Origin of the sequence: Borreliella chilensis (genome assembly GCA_000808095.1) — a bacterium.
Taxonomy (GTDB): Bacteria; Spirochaetota; Spirochaetia; order Borreliales; family Borreliaceae; genus Borreliella; species Borreliella chilensis.
On sequence record CP009910.1, the window covers coordinates 476449 to 492873 of the forward strand.

Consider the following 16425-nt stretch of genomic DNA (forward strand, 5'->3'; position numbering starts at 1 on the left):
TATAATATTGTATCATAAATTTAATTTGTTTTATGTTTTGAGGTATTTAAAATATGGATAATAAAAAATAAAAGGTCAAAAATGAGATTAGTTTTAATGCTCTTGCTATTTTTTTTGTGCTTTTCTATTCTTTTCTCTCAAGAATTGAAGTTGATACTTGATTCAAAGAAAAATTTTAAATTTATTCAAGATTCTAGCAATATTACTTTTGAAAGAGATGTTAGAGGGCTACTTGGTATTTATTTGGATAGATATAAAACCGTTTTAGATTTAAATAATATTGATTTGCGCTTAGAAATAGGAAAAGATAATACATTGAAAGACACCTCTTCAAACTATTTGGTTAGTGCAAAAAGCTTGAGAGTGTCAAATGAATTTCGTAATGTTTCTAATGGTTCTTTAATTTTTTATTCAAATCAAAATCCTGTTAAGTTTAAGCCGTTGACAAAGAAAGCTTTCTTTTTCTCAGGTAATACTGTTTCTGATTTTACTATTAAGTTTTGGGTATATAGAACAACTTCTGTTACAGGGGAAATTATCTTTAGTTGGAATGGTTATAAAAATATTAATAATTCATGGGTAGATCAGTCTATCAGGTTAGAAAGTGATGAAGGGAATTTTGTTTGGGTTTTAAACAATGTATTTTTAAAAGGTAATAAAAATCCTATCAAGATTAGAATGAAAAGTAATGATGATTTTATTCCAAAGAAATGGCATTTGCATACTTTAAGATATAGGCAAAGAGACGGTATGCTTGAATATTTAATAGATTCTAAACCTCAAGCAATAGAATATATAACCGATGATAAAAAGGAGAGCTCAGGCTATTTATTAAGCATTGGCAATTTTATTGATTTTACCTTGGGAACTTATTTTACTGGTGCGGTTGAGAATTTAGAAATACATAAAAGCTTTGAAGAGGTTAGTAATGCCTTTTTTTCGAAGAACATGGGATACATTATTACAGAGCCTATTAAGCTTTCTAAATATTATTCTCAAGTATTGTCCTTTGATGTTGATTCCAATGTTCCTAAGGATACAGAGATTGTTTACTATTACAGATTAGATAATAAGGTTTTCTATGATACAGATAGCTACGGAAATATTAAGAAAAATTTAACTGGAGCGTGGATTCATTTTGATCCTAAAAAAGACTTTCCAGATTCAAAAATATCAAAATACATCCAAATAAAAGTTGAATTTTATCCTAGTGGAGATTCTGTAAACAGCCCTTCTCTTTACAGCATGTCGATTACTTATGTTCCTGAAGCAGCTCCATTTCCTCCTGTAATCACAAAAGTTATCCCAGGTTCTAGAGAGGTTTTTATTGAATGGATTCCTGTTGTTAATAGTAGTGTTGAGGGGTATTATATTTATATTGGAGTTGCCTCTGGCAATTACCAAGGAGAAACCGGGGGTGTTTTAACTTCCCCTATTGATGTTGGGAATCAAACTTCTTTTAAGATTACAGGACTTGAAGATGGAAGGCTTTATTATATTAGTATTGCTGCTTACAATTTAGATAAAAGTGTTAATAAAACTTCTTTCTCAAAAGAAATTTCTGTAAGGCCTATGGAGATTTTTAAAAAATATGAATAATTTTGGTTTTGAAAAGGCTTTAAATTTTTATAAAAACAGCGATTTTAAAAGCTCTCTTGACAATTTGGAGGTTTTTGATGAGAATTTTGATTCTCTTTCGCTCAAAGCGCTTATTTATTTCAGAAAAAAGGATTATAAGGCGCTTTTATATGTGTTAAACACATATCCTGTTTTAAGTGAATACAATTTTTTAGTTAAACTTATATATTATGGTAAAATTGAAAAAAATAAAGATGAGTTAGGGCCTTTTGAAAACTATAATTTGGGAGTTTTTTATTTTAATTTAAAAGAATATGAGCTTGCGTTAAGTTTTTTTTTAAAAGCCAACGAGCAAAAATCCGATTTTGTACAATCTTTAAACAATAGTGCTGTTTTATTTGAAATGCTGGGTAATAAGGACGAAGCTTTAAAATTGTTTTCTAGGGCCAAAGATTTGAATCGAAATAATTCTCTTGTTAAGCTTAATGTTTGGATTTTAAAAAATAGTGAATTTTTTGAAAAAGCAAGTCTTTTTAGTATAGATAAAAGTTTTTTTGATGCTAATCTTGCCCTTGTTGTTAATTATTTAATGTATTATTTTTATTCTATTGGGGAAATAAGCCGGGCAATTAGACTTTCTGAAAAATTTTTAACAGATTCTCATTATTCTAAGTATATTTGGCATAATAGAGCAACTATTTTTCACAAAATAGGCAGCATGACTCAAGCCACAACTTCTTATGTTAAAGCTATTTTAAATTTTTCGAATATTTATACGATTTATAATATGCATATTGCAACAATTGAGCTTTTAAAATTTTCTCCTAAAAAGTCTATTGAGAGGATGATTAATGATTATTCTAATCTAGATTTGATATATTTATATGCAACCTTATTTTTTCTTAGAAATCGTGATCTTGAGGATGCCTATTTTTATATGAAAAAACTTTGTGAGTTTAATCCAGGACCTTATTCAAAATTTTTGAAATTACTTGAGTCTAGTGAGGATATGTTAATTGAAAATCTGCTTGAAGAATTTGCAATTTCTTTAAGAGTAAATTGGTATTTGGAGTATTTGTTTTTTATTGACAGCTCTTTAAATTTGAAAGATCCTGTTTTTATTTTTGATCACAATATAAGAGTAAATACATATATCTGGAGAATTAAAGATGAATGTATTGAATTAAAATTTAGCAACAATGAGGAGCAAATGGTTCAAGAAATCTTGCTTGAAGAATTTAGTTGTTTTAAAATCGATATTTCTATTGGAGATTTGAAAAATTTAATAGAAACTTATAAAGAGTTTAGAATAAATTACTAGTATTTATATATTTGTTTAGTTGACAATAGTAATATCTCTAATATAATATTGTATTAACGCTATAGGAGAGATGCCAGAGTGGCCGAATGGGGCTTCCTGCTAAGAAGTTGTCCTTTTAAAAGGGGACCATGGGTTCGAATCCCATTCTCTCCGTAATTATTTAAATCTTGACAGCGCGTACTTTATTTATTAAAATTTGTTTTAACTCTGGAGAGGTGGCAGAGTGGTTTAATGCTACGGTCTTGAAAACCGTTGTAGGTGTAAGCCTACCGTGAGTTCGAATCTCACCCTCTCCGTAATTATTACTTTTGATTTTAAGCATTAAAATCAAAAGTATGGGTTTTTATTGTGTTGATGCCCATTTTCTGTATTTTCATGTATAGGGAATTGAAATTCAATTTTATCACATTTGGTACAATCAATTAAGAATGGATCATAAAAAATTATAATTTGGTTATTTTTAAAGTAATATTTGTATCTTGGAAAGATTGTTGTAAATTTTTTTTCCAATTCGCTTGAACTGTCTCTGTTTTTAATGTAAAAAGCTTTAATCTTGGTCTTTACTTGTTCTTTTAATACGATTATTAGAGAGTCTAACTGATCTTTTGATATTATTTCTGAAATTTCTGTTTTTTTGTTTCCCTTTAAATTTAATGGGTAATATTTTAAAAGGGTGTTTGATTCATTTTCTTTGAAAGATTCTTTATATAAAATAGATGTAATACCAATGTTTTCATTTTTAAATATTGTAAAACTGGAGAAATAAAAATATTCATTTTGTGAATTTTCAGTTTTTGATTTTTTATTTATTGTATCTTTTTTCCATTTTTGTATAAGATTTTCAAATTCAAAGCTTACGTTTTCCATAAAAGGTATTTTTGCATCTATGTGGAGAATATTGTTATTTTTTAATATTTTTTTTTCTTTAATGTTTTTAGTGTTAATTATGAATTCAGAATTAACTTCATTTGAGACTGATTTAACGCATGATAAAATTAATGATATTAGAAGAAAAATGATTGCTTTAGTTTTCACAGCTTCTCCATTTTCTGTATAATGTTTTTATTATTCCCAATTAATTTTTATTGTAATAAATAGTAATTTTTATTACAATAAAAATTAATTGTTTGTGTCCATAGCTCAGTTGGATAGAGCGTTAGATTGCGATTCTTAAGGTCGGAGGTTCAAGTCCTCTTGGACACGAAAAAGGTTTGTTAGTTTGGAGAGATGGCCGAGTGGCTTAAGGCGCGCGCTTGGAAAGCGTGTATACAGTAAAATGTATCATGGGTTCGAATCCCATTCTCTCCGATTCCTAGGACCCGTACTATCAAGTGTTGCTAAACCCCGTCAGGACTGGAAAGTAGCAGCGGTAGGTGATTTATTGATGAGTACGCAAGTCTTAGGTTTAATTTTGAATAAAAATTCAATGCTTTGTTTTATGCTAAGATATTGATTTGTTTTTTTTAAACTTTTAACTTTATATATTCTATTGGAAAGCTTTTCTTTGGTAGATATTTTTATGCTTTATAAAATTCTTTGGTAATTATTTTAAAATAAGAGTTCTGAGGTATAAATATATGTTATATGGCAAGTATTTATATTATTTTGCTTATTAAAGCATTGGGAGGAAAAAAATAATGGCATCTTCAAGAGGTACTGCTCTTAAGAAACGCCCCAGAGATTTCAGCTCTCTTGAAGGGCAAGATTTTATTGTTGAAACTTTAAAGCATTCTATAGAGAAGAATAAAATAGCAAATGCGTATATTTTTTCAGGACCAAGAGGTGTCGGTAAGACTTCATCAGCTAGAGCTTTTGCCAGGTGTTTAAATTGTAAGAATGGCCCGACAGTTATGCCTTGTGGAGAGTGTAGCAATTGCAAATCTATTGAGAATGATAGCAGTCTTGATGTTATTGAAATTGATGGCGCTTCAAATACCTCGGTTCAGGATATTAGACAAATTAAAGAAGAGATAATGTTTCCTCCTGCAATTTCCAAATATAGAATATATATTATTGATGAAGTTCATATGCTTTCTAATTCAGCTTTTAATGCCCTTTTAAAGACAGTTGAAGAGCCTCCAAGTTATATTGTTTTTATTTTTGCTACTACAGAGTCACACAAGCTTCCAGAGACAATAAAAAGTAGATGCCAGCATTTTAGTTTTAAGCTTTTATCTTTAGAAAAGATTTATAATATGCTTAAGAAGGTTTGTTTTGAAGATCATATTAAGTATGAAGATGAAGCTTTAAAGTGGATTGCGTATAAAAGTAGTGGTAGTGTAAGAGATGCTTATACTCTTTTTGACCAGGTAGTGTCTTTCACTAATTCTAATATTAAGTTGGATCAAATAAGATCTAAAATGGGCTTAACCAATGATGAATTTTTGGAAAAGTTGTCAATTAGTATTCTTAATGAAGATGTAAAAGATCTAATTTGTATTCTTGATTCTATTTTTTTGGCTGGAGTGTCTTATGAGCAATTTTTACTAGATTCAATCGAATTTTTTAGAGAAGCTTTGTTTTTAAAAATAGGTATTAAAAATTTTGATTTTATTGGAATTAAATCTGAGGAATTGAAAAAGAAATTAATTGAGTTTGATTTAAATTATCTTGAGAGAATTATTGTTGTTTTGCTTGAAACTTACAGAGATCTGCAATTTTCAGTTAATCCAAGATATGAGCTTGAAATTAATTTTATTAAAATTTTAAGGCTTAAAAACTATATTCCAAATCATATTTTAATAAAACAAATTCAAAATCTTGAGGATAATTTGTTAGAGAGTATGAATTTAGATTCAAGCAATTTTGATTGTTTGACAAATAAGAAGAGCAGAGATGATTTAGCTTTTATTCCTGTAAAGTCCAGCTTAGAATCTGAATTTTCTGAAATCAAATCTTTAGAAGAAGAAGAGACTACTTGTGATGAAAATTTGTCAACAAAAATTAATAACAATCTTTCAGAGATCAATGGCATTGATGAGATCGATGAGATTTTTATTGAGGATGATGATTCAAGCAAAGCAAATGATTTTATCAGTATAAGAGATAAATTTATCTATATTGTTTCAAGGTATATTCAAACTTTGGTTCATTCAGGAGAAGTTATTATTGATGGCAATGTGCTTTATTATAAAGTATTTAGTGAATTCGAATATAATGAGCTTCAAAATTATAAAGTTGAAATAAGGTCTGAATTTTATAAAGAATTTCCCAATTTAAGTATTGTGTTTCAGAAAAATTTTAAAAGCCTTGAAAGAGATTTTGAAAAATTAGAAGCTGTAAAAAATATTTTTGGAGCAAGTGAAGTTCTGGAGGGATAGGAATATGGCAGTAAATCCGTTGGATTTTTTGAAAAACATGTCTAGTTTTAAGAGCAATATTGATAATATTAAAAAGGAAATGTCTAAAATTACGGTATGTGGTAGAGCAGGCAGTGATATTGTTACTATTGAGATGGATGGTGAATTTAATGTTAAAAAAGTTTCAATTAACAAGGAATTTTTTGATGATTTAGACAATGATGCTTTTGAACAAATGATTAAATCCGCTTTAAATGATGCTGTTTCTAAGGTTAAAGAAGAGATAAAGTTGAAAACCATGGGAGTTCTTCCTTTTGGAATTTAGTTGTTAATTTTGTAAAAGCTATATTTTAATTTTTAATAGAATGTTAAAAGTTTTACAACTTTATAGTATTTCGTTTAAGCGTAATTAATCAGATATAATTTTGGTGTTAAGTAGATATTTTAATTTATTTAATTATTTTTTAATGCATGCCCTAAATCTTAGGAGGATTTTATGTCAATATTATTGCAAAAAACTTTGTGTATTATTAAGCCAGATGGAGTTAGGAGAGGTTTGATTGGTGATGTAGTTGCTAGATTTGAAAGGGTAGGTTTAAAAATGGTGGCTGCTAAAATGATTATTGTTGATGAAAGCTTAGCCAAAAAACATTATTTATATAATGATATTGTCTTTAGGCATAATGAGGCGGTTTGGAAATCTTTAATTGAGTTTATTTCAAACTCTCCTGTTTTTGCATTTGTTGTTGAAGGAGTTGAAAGCATTGAGGTTGTTAGAAAGCTTTGTGGTGCTACTGAACCAAAATTAGCTATTCCTGGAACGATACGAGGAGATTTCTCCCATCATAGTTTTAGATATTCAAATGAAAAAGGTTTTTCAATATATAATGTGATTCATGCATCTGCAAATGAGGAGGATGCAACTCGTGAAATACCGATTTGGTTTAAAGATAATGAAATTATAAACTACAAAAGGGATGATGAATGTGAGCATTATTATGGTTGATTTTTATAATCTATTTCTTTAAAGGGATAAATTTTTTACTAATCTAATACTAATCTAAAATAAAGTAATTTTTGTATTTTTGTTTTAATTTTTTCATTTTTAATTTTATTTTTATACATAAAACTGCTCTTTAAAGTTATGTTTTTATCTTGCTTTTATTTCATGCAGTATAATTTATTATGTAAATAAATTTTAGTTGGTAAAGTTTTTAATATTATGTTGTTATGTTTGACAGATTGTCAATTGAAATAGAAAATTTTTAGTCATGTGAAGAATATTTATGAAAATATTTAGACTTTATTTGTTATTTTTGTTTTTTGCCTGTGCTTTCGATTATGATGAATATTCGACTAGATCTGATGAGGCAAAAAAGTTTCCTTCAATACAAATATTAGGAATCAAGTATTATGATGTTGTATACAATAAAGAGCAAACTGTTTTAAAGGCTTTAAGTTTTAGTTATTTTAATGACTATAAAATTTATAAAGCTGAGAACGGAAGGTTTTTATATTATTCATTAGATAATGAAATTTCTGGAAAGTTTAATAATTTGGAAGGCTCGTATACTACAAAGGATTTGGATATGAGAGATTCTGTAGAGTTTAAGATAGAGGATAAAAATAATTATTACTTACTTAATGCTCATAGGCTTTTATGGAAGAATAAAGACAAGAAATTGCAATCTCCTCCAAATGAGCTAGTATTAATTAGATTTAATAATAGCAAAATAAAAGGAAAAGGATTTTCTTATTTTTTAAAGAGCAATGTTTTTTATTTTGATTCTGGGGTTGAAGGAATCATGAATTGAGAGGTTTGATTTTAATATGGATTTTTATTATTGTTGTTAACAATGTTCAAGCAGCACAAAAAGAATCTGAGCTTAAATTTGAAAGGCTTAAGGAAAATAAAGAGAAAAACACTAATTTTACCTTTAAATCAGATTTTGCACAAGGGATAGTTTCTTCTTTTTATAAAAAAATTATTTTAAAAGGAAATTCAGAAGTTGTTTCACTAGATTTTAAACTTAGAGCAGATGAAATTGAAATTTATGGAGAGAATAGCTCTTATCTTGAAGCTCGAGGTAATGTTTTTTATGAAGATTATAAGAATAAGATGAATGTTAAGTCTCAATTTTTGTTTTTTAATAGGAAGTTGGACAATTTTTATCTTCAAAAAGGGGTTGAGCTTGAAGATTTGGAAAACAACATGGTTATTAAGGCAGAAAGAGTTGAGGGCAGCAACAAAGCTAATGTTTATATTATGCAATACTCTGTTAAAATATATAAGGACGATACTTTTGCAAGGGCTGAGAATGGGACTTATAATAAAGAGGAAAAAGAAATGATTCTTGAAGGTGTTCCAGTAATTTATCAGAAGGACAATTATTATTCTGCTTCAAGAATAATTTTTAATACACAAACTAATAGGTATAAACTTGAGGGGAGTGTTGAAGGAGAATTTACTCAAGTTGAGAATGATGTTTCTGAAGAAAAAAAATAAAATAAAAGAGATTAAGGAAAGTCTTAACTTTAATTCTTTAAGTAATGTTGTTTTAAAAGCTGATAACATTGTTAAAAAGTATGGTGAAAAGTTTGCTGTTAATGGCATTACGATTAACATTCATAAAGGTGAGGTTGTGGGGCTTCTTGGTCCAAATGGAGCTGGCAAGACAACAACATTTTATACTATTGTAGGTTTTATTAGGCCTAATGCAGGCAAAGTTTTAATAAATGGTTATAATGTTTCATTTCTTAATATGTATGAGCGGGCAAGAATAGGGATTGTATACCTTCCTCAAGATGCTTCAATTTTTAGAGAACTTACAGTTGAAGAGAATATTATGGTCGCTTTAGAAAGAAGAGAAGATTTATCTCAAGCTGAACGTAAGTTAGAGCTTGTGAATTTACTTAAAGAATTTGAGATAAAAAGAATACAAAATCAAAAAGCTTATACTCTTTCTGGTGGAGAGAGAAGGCGAGCAGAGATAGCAAGAGCTTTGGCTGTAAATCCTTATTTTTTGCTCTTAGATGAACCTTTTGCAGGTATTGATCCTATTGCCATTGGAGATATAAAAAATATAATAAAAATTTTAAAAGATAAAAACATTGGAGTTCTTATTACTGATCATAATGTAAGAGATGCTTTTGATATAATTGATAGAGCTTATATTGTTTATCAGGGTCAAGTGCTTGATGAAGGTGATGTTGATTATATAGTAAGTAGTGAGAAAGCTAAAAAGCTTTATTTGGGAGAAGAGTTTAGATTATGAAAACAATAGATCATAAACTTTATTATGAATTTAGGATAGCCGATGATGTTAAAATGATTTATACTAAAAAACCTTTTAATCTAAATTTAAGAGAACTTAGCAATGATAATTTAAATTTTGTTCCTAAATCGAAAAAGATAAAGTATTTAAAGCAATTGCATACAGATGTTATTTACGAAGTTGAAGATGATTTTATAAATTTTCAAGAAGGAGATGGTCTTATCTCCAAGTCTTTAAATGTTGCTCTTGTTGCTTACTTTGCAGATTGTCTTCCAGTATATTTTTATGATTCAGTAAAAAAATTTATAGGGCTTGTTCACAGTGGATATAAAGGAAGCTTTAATTTGATTATTTTAAAAATGTTGTTTATGTTTGAAAAAATGGGATCATCTTTTAAAGATTTGAAAATTGTTTTTGGACCTTATAATCGATCTTGTTGTTATGAAGTTTCTGAATTCTTTTTAAAAGAAGCAAGTAATAAATTTAGTAAAGATTTATTAAACTCTTCTTTTATTGCAAGAGATAGTAAAATATATTTTGATAATGCTAGTTTTAATTTAAATTTGCTTTCTAGTTTTAATTTAAATATTTATAATTCAAAGCTTTGTACGTATTGTTTGGAAAGTCTTTATTCTTATAGAAGATTAAGAGGAAGTCAAAGTTATGCTTTGATTTGGAGAATTTAATTTGAATGTAAAAGATTTGTCTTTTAAGCTTGATTCAATTTTTGATATAAAGAAGTATGAACATGTTGATAAAAATTTAAATGGCCTTCAAGTGGGGAATCTTGATTCCAAGGTTAATAAGATTGTTCTTGCAGTTGATGCTAGCTATTCAACTTTAAAAGAAGCAAAAGGAAGCGATTTTTTAATTACCCATCATGGTATTTTTTGGTCTAAAAAAGAGCGAATTGTTTCTAGCATGTATGATAAAGTGAGACTTTTGATTGAAAACAATTTAGCCCTTTATTCGGTGCACTTACCTATGGATGCTCATTCTATATATTCTCACAGTAAAGTATTCTCAGATTTTTTAGAATTAAAAAATCCTATTGCTTTTGCAAATTATGGGGGGTTTAATCTAGGAATAATTGCTGATTCTATTTTTAGCTTTTCTGAAATTTTAGAAAAAATCGAAGGGGAAAATAAGCATGTTCTTTTTTCAAAAAAGTTTAAAGAATCGGTAAGTAAAGTTGCTATTGTTAGTGGTTCTGGGTACTCTTTTTTTGAAGAGGCTTTATACTATGAGATAGATTTGTTTATAACTGGCGACACTTCTCATCAGATATATTCTTTAGCAGAAGAAAATGGCGTAGGTTTGATTTTTGCAGGGCATTATTTTACTGAAACTTTTGGTTTAAAAAGATTGATGAAAGATTTGAAAAGTCAAGGAGATTTGGAGATTAAATTTATTTGTAAGGATACTAATTTATGAGGATTTTTATATGAATGCTAAATCTAAACAATATTTCAATATTTTTTTATTTATTATTAGTTTAATTTTTTTTGATCAACTTTCTAAATATTTGGTTGTGAAGTATGTCAAATTAGGTTCAATATATTTTTCCTTTTTTGATAATTTTTTTAGAATAATACATGTAAGAAACACAGGTATTTTGTTTTCTATGGGTTCTAATATTCATTATAGTTTGAAAAAGATCTTTTTTCTTGTAATTCCTATTTTTATTTTAATGTTTGTTTTTTTTATTGCTCTTAAAGAGAAAAATTGTATTGCTAAGATTTCACTTTTGTTAGTTTTTTCAGGAGGAGTAGGAAATATTGTTGATAGATTGTTTAGACCTTCTGGGGTTGTAGATTTTTTAGATTTCAAATTTTATGGAATTTTTGGGCTTGATAGATGGCCTACTTTTAATTTTGCAGATAGCTATGTTGTTGTAGGAATGGCTTTGTTTTTGATTTATGATTTTTTTATAAAAAGAAAAAGCACTTAATATATGAAGATTTTAGCTTTTATTTTATGTGTGCTAATAAACTTATCTTTAATGCTTTTAGTTTTCTTTTTTGAGTTTCTTTTAGTTGTTAAATTTAGTATTATTACAAAGCCTTATTTGCAATTTATATTGATTTTCATGATGATTGTTGTTGCTATTTTGGTGGGATATTTTGTGTCAATTTTTATTGCAAGAAGTTTGCTTGTTAAGTTGTTTGATCTAGATCAATAGAAAAAGAGGCTTATGTCTTTGAGGATTTTAATTGCAGGTGAGGTTGTTGGTAAAGCTGGTATTGTTGCAATAAAATCTTTTTTACCGTCTTTTAAGACTAGCAAAAAGATTGATTTTGTAATATCTGGAAATAATTTTACTACGGGTTTAAGAGGTCTTGGCAAGAAGCATGCCTTTTTATTGAGAAAATATGGAGTTGATGTTTTAACCTTAGGTGAAAATGCTTTTACAAGATCTGATTTAGCTGATACTCTTGATAAGTATAATTTTATTTTAAAGCCTTTAAATTGTCCTGTGAAATTAATAGGATATTCTTATTTTATTTATAATATTAGTGGTAAAAAATTGGCTGTTATGAGGATTGTAGGTCAAACGGGAACAACTAAGTATAAATTTAATCACCCTTTTTATAGTTTTGATTATTTTTATGAAAAAATAAAAATGCAAACAAATAATATTATTGTTCTTTTTGATTCAAATACTACGGCTGAGGTTAATGCTCTGTTTTTTTATCTAAAATCAAGAGTTAGTGCTTGCCTTGGAATTGGCAAAAGGGTTTTAACAGCTGATTTGAGAATTTTAGATAATACTGCTGTTATAACTGATTTAGGGAGAGTTGGTAGTTTAGATAGTGTTGTAGGATATGCTCCTGATTTAGAGGTGGATAAATTTTTAAAAGGATTTTTAAATCAAAGATTTAATGAAGCTTGGGAAGGTCTTGGATTTAATGGTGTTTTAATTGATATCGATGAAAATGGGCATTCTTTTTCTGTAGATACTGTTAGAGAATATATAGATTATAAACCAAGCTTAAAGGATATGGATATTGTTTGATATTTATTTTTTTAGATATTCTTTAAATCAAACTGAACTTATCTATGTGATTTAATTTTATTAGTTTTTATGTATAGGAAGGATGGGTTATGCATAGTTATATTGTAGAAGGCGGTTTTAAGATAGGTGGTCAAATTACAGCTAGTGGTAATAAAAATTCAGCTTTACCTTGTATTTTAGCTGCGTTGCTTACTGATGAAGATGTTATTTTAGAAAATATTCCTAATATTAATGATGTAAAGGTTGTTTTAGACATTTTAAATGATATGGGGGCAGATATTGTAAGAGAGGGTAATACTGTAAAAATAAAAGTTTTAAATATTGTAAAAACAGAAATAGATTCTGCTCTTACGGATTTAATTAGAGCTTCCATACTTTTATTGGGACCTGTTGTTTCTAGATTTGGGGAAATAGATATGGCGCTTCCGGGAGGAGATGTAATTGGTAAGAGGCGAATTGATACTCATTTTTATGGTCTTTGTAAGCTGGGGGCTAAGTTAAGTAATAAAGATGGAAGAATTGTTTTAAAGGCTAAAAAGCTTATTGGAGCTGAAATGTTTTTAGATGAGGCTTCTGTTACAGCTACAGAAAATATTATTATGGCTTCAGTTCTTGCCGAAGGAAATACTGTTATTATGAATGCTGCTTGTGAACCACATGTTCAAGATTTATGCAATATGTTGAATTCAATGGGCGCTAATATTTGGGGAGTTGGTTCAAATGTTTTGGAAATAAAGGGAGTAAAAAAATTAAGCGGAACTAGATTTAGAATAGGAGCCGATTTTATGCAAGTTGGCTCTTTGATTAGTCTTTCTGCATTAACAGGAGGAGAGTTGGAAATTAAAAAAGCAGATCCCCAGCATTTTAGATTAATTAGACATATATATTCAAGACTTGGTATTAATTTTGAATATGATAAGGAAAATGTATATGTAAAAGGTAAGCAAGAATTAAAAGTAAAGCTAGATTTTGGCGGTCATATTCCAAAAATTGATGATGGTCCGTGGCCAGCTTTTCCAACAGACCTCATGAGTATTATTATAGTTACTGCAACTCAGGTAGAAGGTACAGTTCTTATTTTTGAGAAAATGTTTGAATCCAGAATGTTTTTTGTTGATAAGTTAATAAAGATGGGGGCTCAAATTGTGCTTTGTGATCCACATCGTGCGGTAGTCACGGGCAAATCTCCACTTAAAGGTAATGTTTTGTCTTCTCCTGATGTAAGGGCAGGAATGTCTCTTCTTATCGCTGCTTTTGTTGCTGAAGGTCTTAGTGAGATTCAAAATGTATATCAAATTGAAAGAGGTTATGAAGATGTAGTTAACAAATTAATTAATTTGGGAGCAAAAATTAAGAGAGTTAAAAGCCAATAGCTTAATATAGGTTTTGGTATATTATTATATTTGATTTATGGAAAATGTTTTTAAAGGCTGATAAATATGAAATATTAAGAGATTGCGTTCTAAATGAAAATGTATTAAATCAATGTTTATTGTTGGATTTTGTTTTAGTTTATAGTTGAAAGACCTTGATATAAGGCATAAACAATATCAAAAATTATTGAATAAACTTTTTAAAAGTATTTCCAGTTTTGAATTTTTGCATTTATAATATTAATTATTATTTTAAATAAGTGTTTATTGATGTGTTTAATTCGTGAGAGTGGTTTTAGGTTTATTATTACCTACATATTGGTAAATTATTATCAATATTATTAGTTTTATATTATTGCCTGTTTTAATTTTACTGCTTTTGGTTATGATTTTTAAATGTGTTAGAATTAATAAATTTTATTATTATCTTGACTATTATAATGCATAAGATATTAGCTGCTAATTATTTTGACATTATATTTGAATATTGTATTATTTTTAGTTTTTAAAATTAAAAAATTAAATACTTTTTTATTGTTGATAATTAGATTTGATTTTAAATTTTATAAAAAAATATTTTAAATAAGGATAAAATTTTATGTCTGCGAATAAGAGTAAGGCTAGAGAATTAATATTAAATGGCAATTTGTATAAGGTTCTATTTTTAATAAGTTTTCCTATTGTTATAACCAATATTATTCAAGCTTTTTATGATCTTACTGATATGTTTTATGTCGGTAAGCTTGGGGCTATGCCCTTGTCAGCGCTTTCACTTGCTGGTCCTGTTAATTTTTTTATTATGGCTATTGCTATGGGTATGGCTACAGGAAGCATTTCTTTAATTTCAAAATGTATAGGAGAGGGAAATTTTTCTCGTTTTTCAAGGTATGCAGGACAACTTATTGTTTTAAATTTTGTTTTATCCTTATTTGTTACTATTTGTGCTCTTTTTTTTATAGAGCATCTTTTAGATTTATTGGGTGTAAAAGGTGAGCTTAAAGAGCTTTCAAGAACTTATTTTTATGTAACAATTTTTGGAATACCTATTATGTTTTTAAGCATTTCAATTACATATATTTTAAATGCTCAAGGAGAAACTACCCTTTCGATGGTAATAGTTTTATTTGCTAATATTGTTAATTTTATTCTTGATCCAATTTTAATATTTAGTTTTAATATGGGCATTACTGGGGCTGCTTGGGCTACTTTATTTTCAAAATTGCTAACTGTTTCTTTATATTTATTATTGACTTATGGATTAAATCGTGGATTGAAAATTTATCCTAAAGACTTAGTGCTAGATTTAAGGGCTATTAAAGAAATTTTTAATCTGGGATTACCTTCAACTTTTGGGCAAATAATGGTTTCATTGTCATTTTTTATTTTCAATTATATAGTTATTGAGATTAGTCCTAAATTTTTAGCGGCTTATGGTCTTACAAATACCATTATCTCTTTTTTATTTCTTCCTGCTATGGGGATTGGTACTGGGATTATTTCAATTGTTGGTCAAAATCTTGGTGCTAAGAAAATTAATAGGGTGGGAGAAGTTTTGAAAAAAGGGTTTTTTATTTCTTTAATAATTTTATTAATAATAAATTCGATTGTTATTTTTAATAAACAGTTTATATTAGGTTTGTTCACAAATGATTTAGAAGTTTTAAATTATGCTAATAATTATTTATTGTTAACAACTATTGGTACTTTTGGATATGGCTTACAACAAGTATTTTTTGGAGGACTTATTGGATCTGGTCGAACAAAAATTGCAATGATTATTATTTTTATTAGGTTGTGGCTTATTCGTTTGCCGGTAGTTTTTATTTTTCAATATTTTGGCATAATTGAAAATTCTTTAGGTTATGCTTTTATAATTTCAAATTATTTAGCAATTATAATTTTAGTTGCTTTTACTTGTACTCGTTATTGGGCTAAGCCCATTTTAATTAAAAAATACAAATAGTAATTAAGATTTATTTTTATTATTGTTTTTCAAAAATATATAATATATTTTTCCTTTTGGAATTTATTTTAGTTTTCAAATGAAAAGTTTTTGTCTCAAGTCCGTTAAGTTTTTCTCTAATCAATTCACCTGTTTTGCTGCCTTCTTTGAAAATTGCTAATGAATTTGCATTTATTTGTTCTCTGCTTTTGTTTCTAAGGGTAATTATTAGATTGTTTTTACTGTCGGATTTGTAGTTTACTATTTCTACTTTTTTATTAGTTTTTATAACACTAATAAGATAAGTAATTTCTTGTGCATGTTCTTTTGATTTTATTGCGGTTGTTTTCATGCAAGACATAAAAGCAATTAAAATATTAGGAATAGTAAGCATTGTTAGTAACTTAAGTTTAACTTTTTGAGTTTTCATTATTTTTATTATATTTTTTTTATTGGTCTAGTGTTAATCTTTTTGATAATATAAAAATTGCTTGTTGTTGTTTTGAATTTTATACTTTTATTTAATTGATAGAAAATAAATGTTAATTTTAATACTTTTATATGCTTTATTAATTAAACTTTAGAAGTACAAATATATTGACTATATTTTATAAAATGTGT

At 27.6% G+C, this 16425-nt stretch carries 17 protein-coding genes and 4 tRNA genes; 19 read left to right on the forward strand and 2 right to left on the reverse strand.

The window, feature by feature from the left end; all coding sequences use genetic code 11:
- Positions 1-81 precede the first annotated feature (81 nt).
- The 4 genes from OY14_02265 to OY14_02280 all read left to right on the forward strand — a co-directional run bounded on the left by OY14_02265 (position 82) and on the right by OY14_02280 (position 3195).
- Positions 82-1599 carry a fibronectin gene (locus tag OY14_02265; protein ID AJA90270.1) on the forward strand — a complete coding sequence of 506 codons (1518 nt, stop codon included), beginning with the start codon at positions 82-84 and terminating at the stop codon, positions 1597-1599.
- Positions 1592-2899 (forward strand): tetratricopeptide repeat domain protein, encoded by a 1308-nt coding sequence (locus OY14_02270; protein ID AJA90271.1) that lies wholly within the window; start codon positions 1592-1594, stop codon positions 2897-2899. The genes OY14_02265 and OY14_02270 overlap by 8 nt, the downstream gene beginning before the upstream one ends.
- Positions 2900-2963: 64 nt before the next feature.
- Positions 2964-3052 (forward strand) — tRNA-Ser (locus OY14_02275).
- Positions 3053-3108: 56 nt separating this feature from the next.
- Positions 3109-3195, forward strand: a tRNA-Ser gene (locus OY14_02280).
- Positions 3196-3226: 31 nt separating this feature from the next.
- On the opposite strand, the gene OY14_02285 is transcribed toward OY14_02280, so the two are convergent.
- On the reverse strand, positions 3227-3934 hold the full coding sequence (locus OY14_02285) for a hypothetical protein (protein AJA90272.1): 708 nt from the start codon (positions 3932-3934) through the stop codon (positions 3227-3229).
- A 94-nt stretch (positions 3935-4028) separates the two neighbouring features.
- Between OY14_02285 and OY14_02290 the strand changes: the two genes are divergently transcribed.
- From OY14_02290 to OY14_02360, 15 genes are all read left to right on the forward strand, one after another.
- Positions 4029-4102 (forward strand) — tRNA-Arg (locus tag OY14_02290).
- Positions 4103-4120: 18 nt separating this feature from the next.
- Positions 4121-4207: transfer RNA gene (locus OY14_02295), tRNA-Ser, on the forward strand.
- A gap of 329 nt (positions 4208-4536) precedes the next feature.
- On the forward strand, positions 4537-6219 hold the full coding sequence (locus tag OY14_02300) for a DNA polymerase III subunits gamma and tau (protein AJA90273.1): 1683 nt from the start codon (positions 4537-4539) through the stop codon (positions 6217-6219).
- Positions 6220-6223: 4 nt separating this feature from the next.
- On the forward strand, positions 6224-6523 hold the full coding sequence (locus OY14_02305) for a hypothetical protein (GenBank protein ID AJA90274.1): 300 nt from the start codon (positions 6224-6226) through the stop codon (positions 6521-6523).
- Between the two features lie 171 nt (positions 6524-6694).
- Positions 6695-7204: a nucleoside diphosphate kinase gene (locus OY14_02310; protein ID AJA90275.1), complete on the forward strand. Its 510-nt coding sequence runs from the start codon at positions 6695-6697 to the stop codon at positions 7202-7204.
- A 280-nt stretch (positions 7205-7484) separates the two neighbouring features.
- Positions 7485-8012: a hypothetical protein gene (locus tag OY14_02315; GenBank protein ID AJA90276.1), complete on the forward strand. Its 528-nt coding sequence runs from the start codon at positions 7485-7487 to the stop codon at positions 8010-8012.
- Positions 8009-8704 (forward strand): hypothetical protein, encoded by a 696-nt coding sequence (locus tag OY14_02320; GenBank protein ID AJA90277.1) that lies wholly within the window; start codon positions 8009-8011, stop codon positions 8702-8704. Before OY14_02315 ends, OY14_02320 begins: the two co-directional genes overlap by 4 nt.
- On the forward strand, positions 8682-9473 hold the full coding sequence (locus OY14_02325; GenBank protein AJA90278.1) for a sugar ABC transporter ATP-binding protein: 792 nt from the start codon (positions 8682-8684) through the stop codon (positions 9471-9473). The genes OY14_02320 and OY14_02325 overlap by 23 nt, the downstream gene beginning before the upstream one ends.
- Positions 9470-10159 (forward strand): laccase, encoded by a 690-nt coding sequence (locus tag OY14_02330; GenBank protein AJA90279.1) that lies wholly within the window; start codon positions 9470-9472, stop codon positions 10157-10159. Before OY14_02325 ends, OY14_02330 begins: the two co-directional genes overlap by 4 nt.
- A 1-nt stretch (position 10160) precedes the next feature.
- Positions 10161-10907, forward strand: a complete 747-nt coding sequence (locus OY14_02335; GenBank protein ID AJA90280.1) for a hypothetical protein — start codon at positions 10161-10163, stop codon at positions 10905-10907.
- Positions 10908-10917: 10 nt separating this feature from the next.
- A complete protein-coding gene (gene lspA / locus OY14_02340; protein ID AJA90281.1) occupies positions 10918-11424 on the forward strand; it encodes a signal peptidase II in 507 nt (168 codons plus the stop codon).
- Positions 11425-11475: 51 nt separating this feature from the next.
- A complete protein-coding gene (locus OY14_02345) occupies positions 11476-11655 on the forward strand; it encodes a hypothetical protein (protein AJA90642.1) in 180 nt (59 codons plus the stop codon).
- 12 nt (positions 11656-11667) lie between these two features.
- Positions 11668-12489, forward strand: coding sequence for a hypothetical protein (locus OY14_02350; protein AJA90282.1), 822 nt, complete (start codon positions 11668-11670; stop codon positions 12487-12489).
- Positions 12490-12578: 89 nt separating this feature from the next.
- Complete coding sequence (locus OY14_02355) at positions 12579-13862, forward strand: UDP-N-acetylglucosamine 1-carboxyvinyltransferase (GenBank protein ID AJA90283.1); 1284 nt, start codon at positions 12579-12581, stop codon at positions 13860-13862.
- 598 nt (positions 13863-14460) lie between these two features.
- Positions 14461-15825, forward strand: a complete 1365-nt coding sequence (locus OY14_02360) for a membrane protein (GenBank protein AJA90284.1) — start codon at positions 14461-14463, stop codon at positions 15823-15825.
- 19 nt (positions 15826-15844) lie between these two features.
- On the opposite strand, the gene OY14_02365 is transcribed toward OY14_02360, so the two are convergent.
- Positions 15845-16234: a hypothetical protein gene (locus OY14_02365; GenBank protein AJA90285.1), complete on the reverse strand. Its 390-nt coding sequence runs from the start codon at positions 16232-16234 to the stop codon at positions 15845-15847.
- Positions 16235-16425 lie beyond the last annotated feature (191 nt).

Bases quoted from the DNA above. Each gene is read 5' to 3' on its own strand.
- OY14_02265 (AJA90270.1), top strand. From the start codon at position 82: ATGAGATTAGTTTTAATGCTCTTGCTATTTTTTTTGTGCTTTTCTATT.
- OY14_02310 (AJA90275.1), top strand. From the start codon at position 6,695: ATGTCAATATTATTGCAAAAAACTTTGTGTATTATTAAGCCAGATGGA.
- lspA (AJA90281.1), top strand. From the start codon at position 10,918: ATGAATGCTAAATCTAAACAATATTTCAATATTTTTTTATTTATTATT.
- OY14_02325 (AJA90278.1), top strand. From the start codon at position 8,682: ATGTTTCTGAAGAAAAAAAATAAAATAAAAGAGATTAAGGAAAGTCTT.
- OY14_02350 (AJA90282.1), top strand. From the start codon at position 11,668: ATGTCTTTGAGGATTTTAATTGCAGGTGAGGTTGTTGGTAAAGCTGGT.
- OY14_02270 (AJA90271.1), top strand. From the start codon at position 1,592: ATGAATAATTTTGGTTTTGAAAAGGCTTTAAATTTTTATAAAAACAGC.
- OY14_02355 (AJA90283.1), top strand. From the start codon at position 12,579: ATGCATAGTTATATTGTAGAAGGCGGTTTTAAGATAGGTGGTCAAATT.
- OY14_02305 (AJA90274.1), top strand. From the start codon at position 6,224: ATGGCAGTAAATCCGTTGGATTTTTTGAAAAACATGTCTAGTTTTAAG.
- OY14_02315 (AJA90276.1), top strand. From the start codon at position 7,485: ATGAAAATATTTAGACTTTATTTGTTATTTTTGTTTTTTGCCTGTGCT.
- OY14_02360 (AJA90284.1), top strand. From the start codon at position 14,461: ATGTCTGCGAATAAGAGTAAGGCTAGAGAATTAATATTAAATGGCAAT.
- OY14_02330 (AJA90279.1), top strand. From the start codon at position 9,470: ATGAAAACAATAGATCATAAACTTTATTATGAATTTAGGATAGCCGAT.
- OY14_02345 (AJA90642.1), top strand. From the start codon at position 11,476: ATGCTTTTAGTTTTCTTTTTTGAGTTTCTTTTAGTTGTTAAATTTAGT.
- OY14_02365 (AJA90285.1), bottom strand. From the start codon at position 16,234: ATGAAAACTCAAAAAGTTAAACTTAAGTTACTAACAATGCTTACTATT.
- OY14_02300 (AJA90273.1), top strand. From the start codon at position 4,537: ATGGCATCTTCAAGAGGTACTGCTCTTAAGAAACGCCCCAGAGATTTC.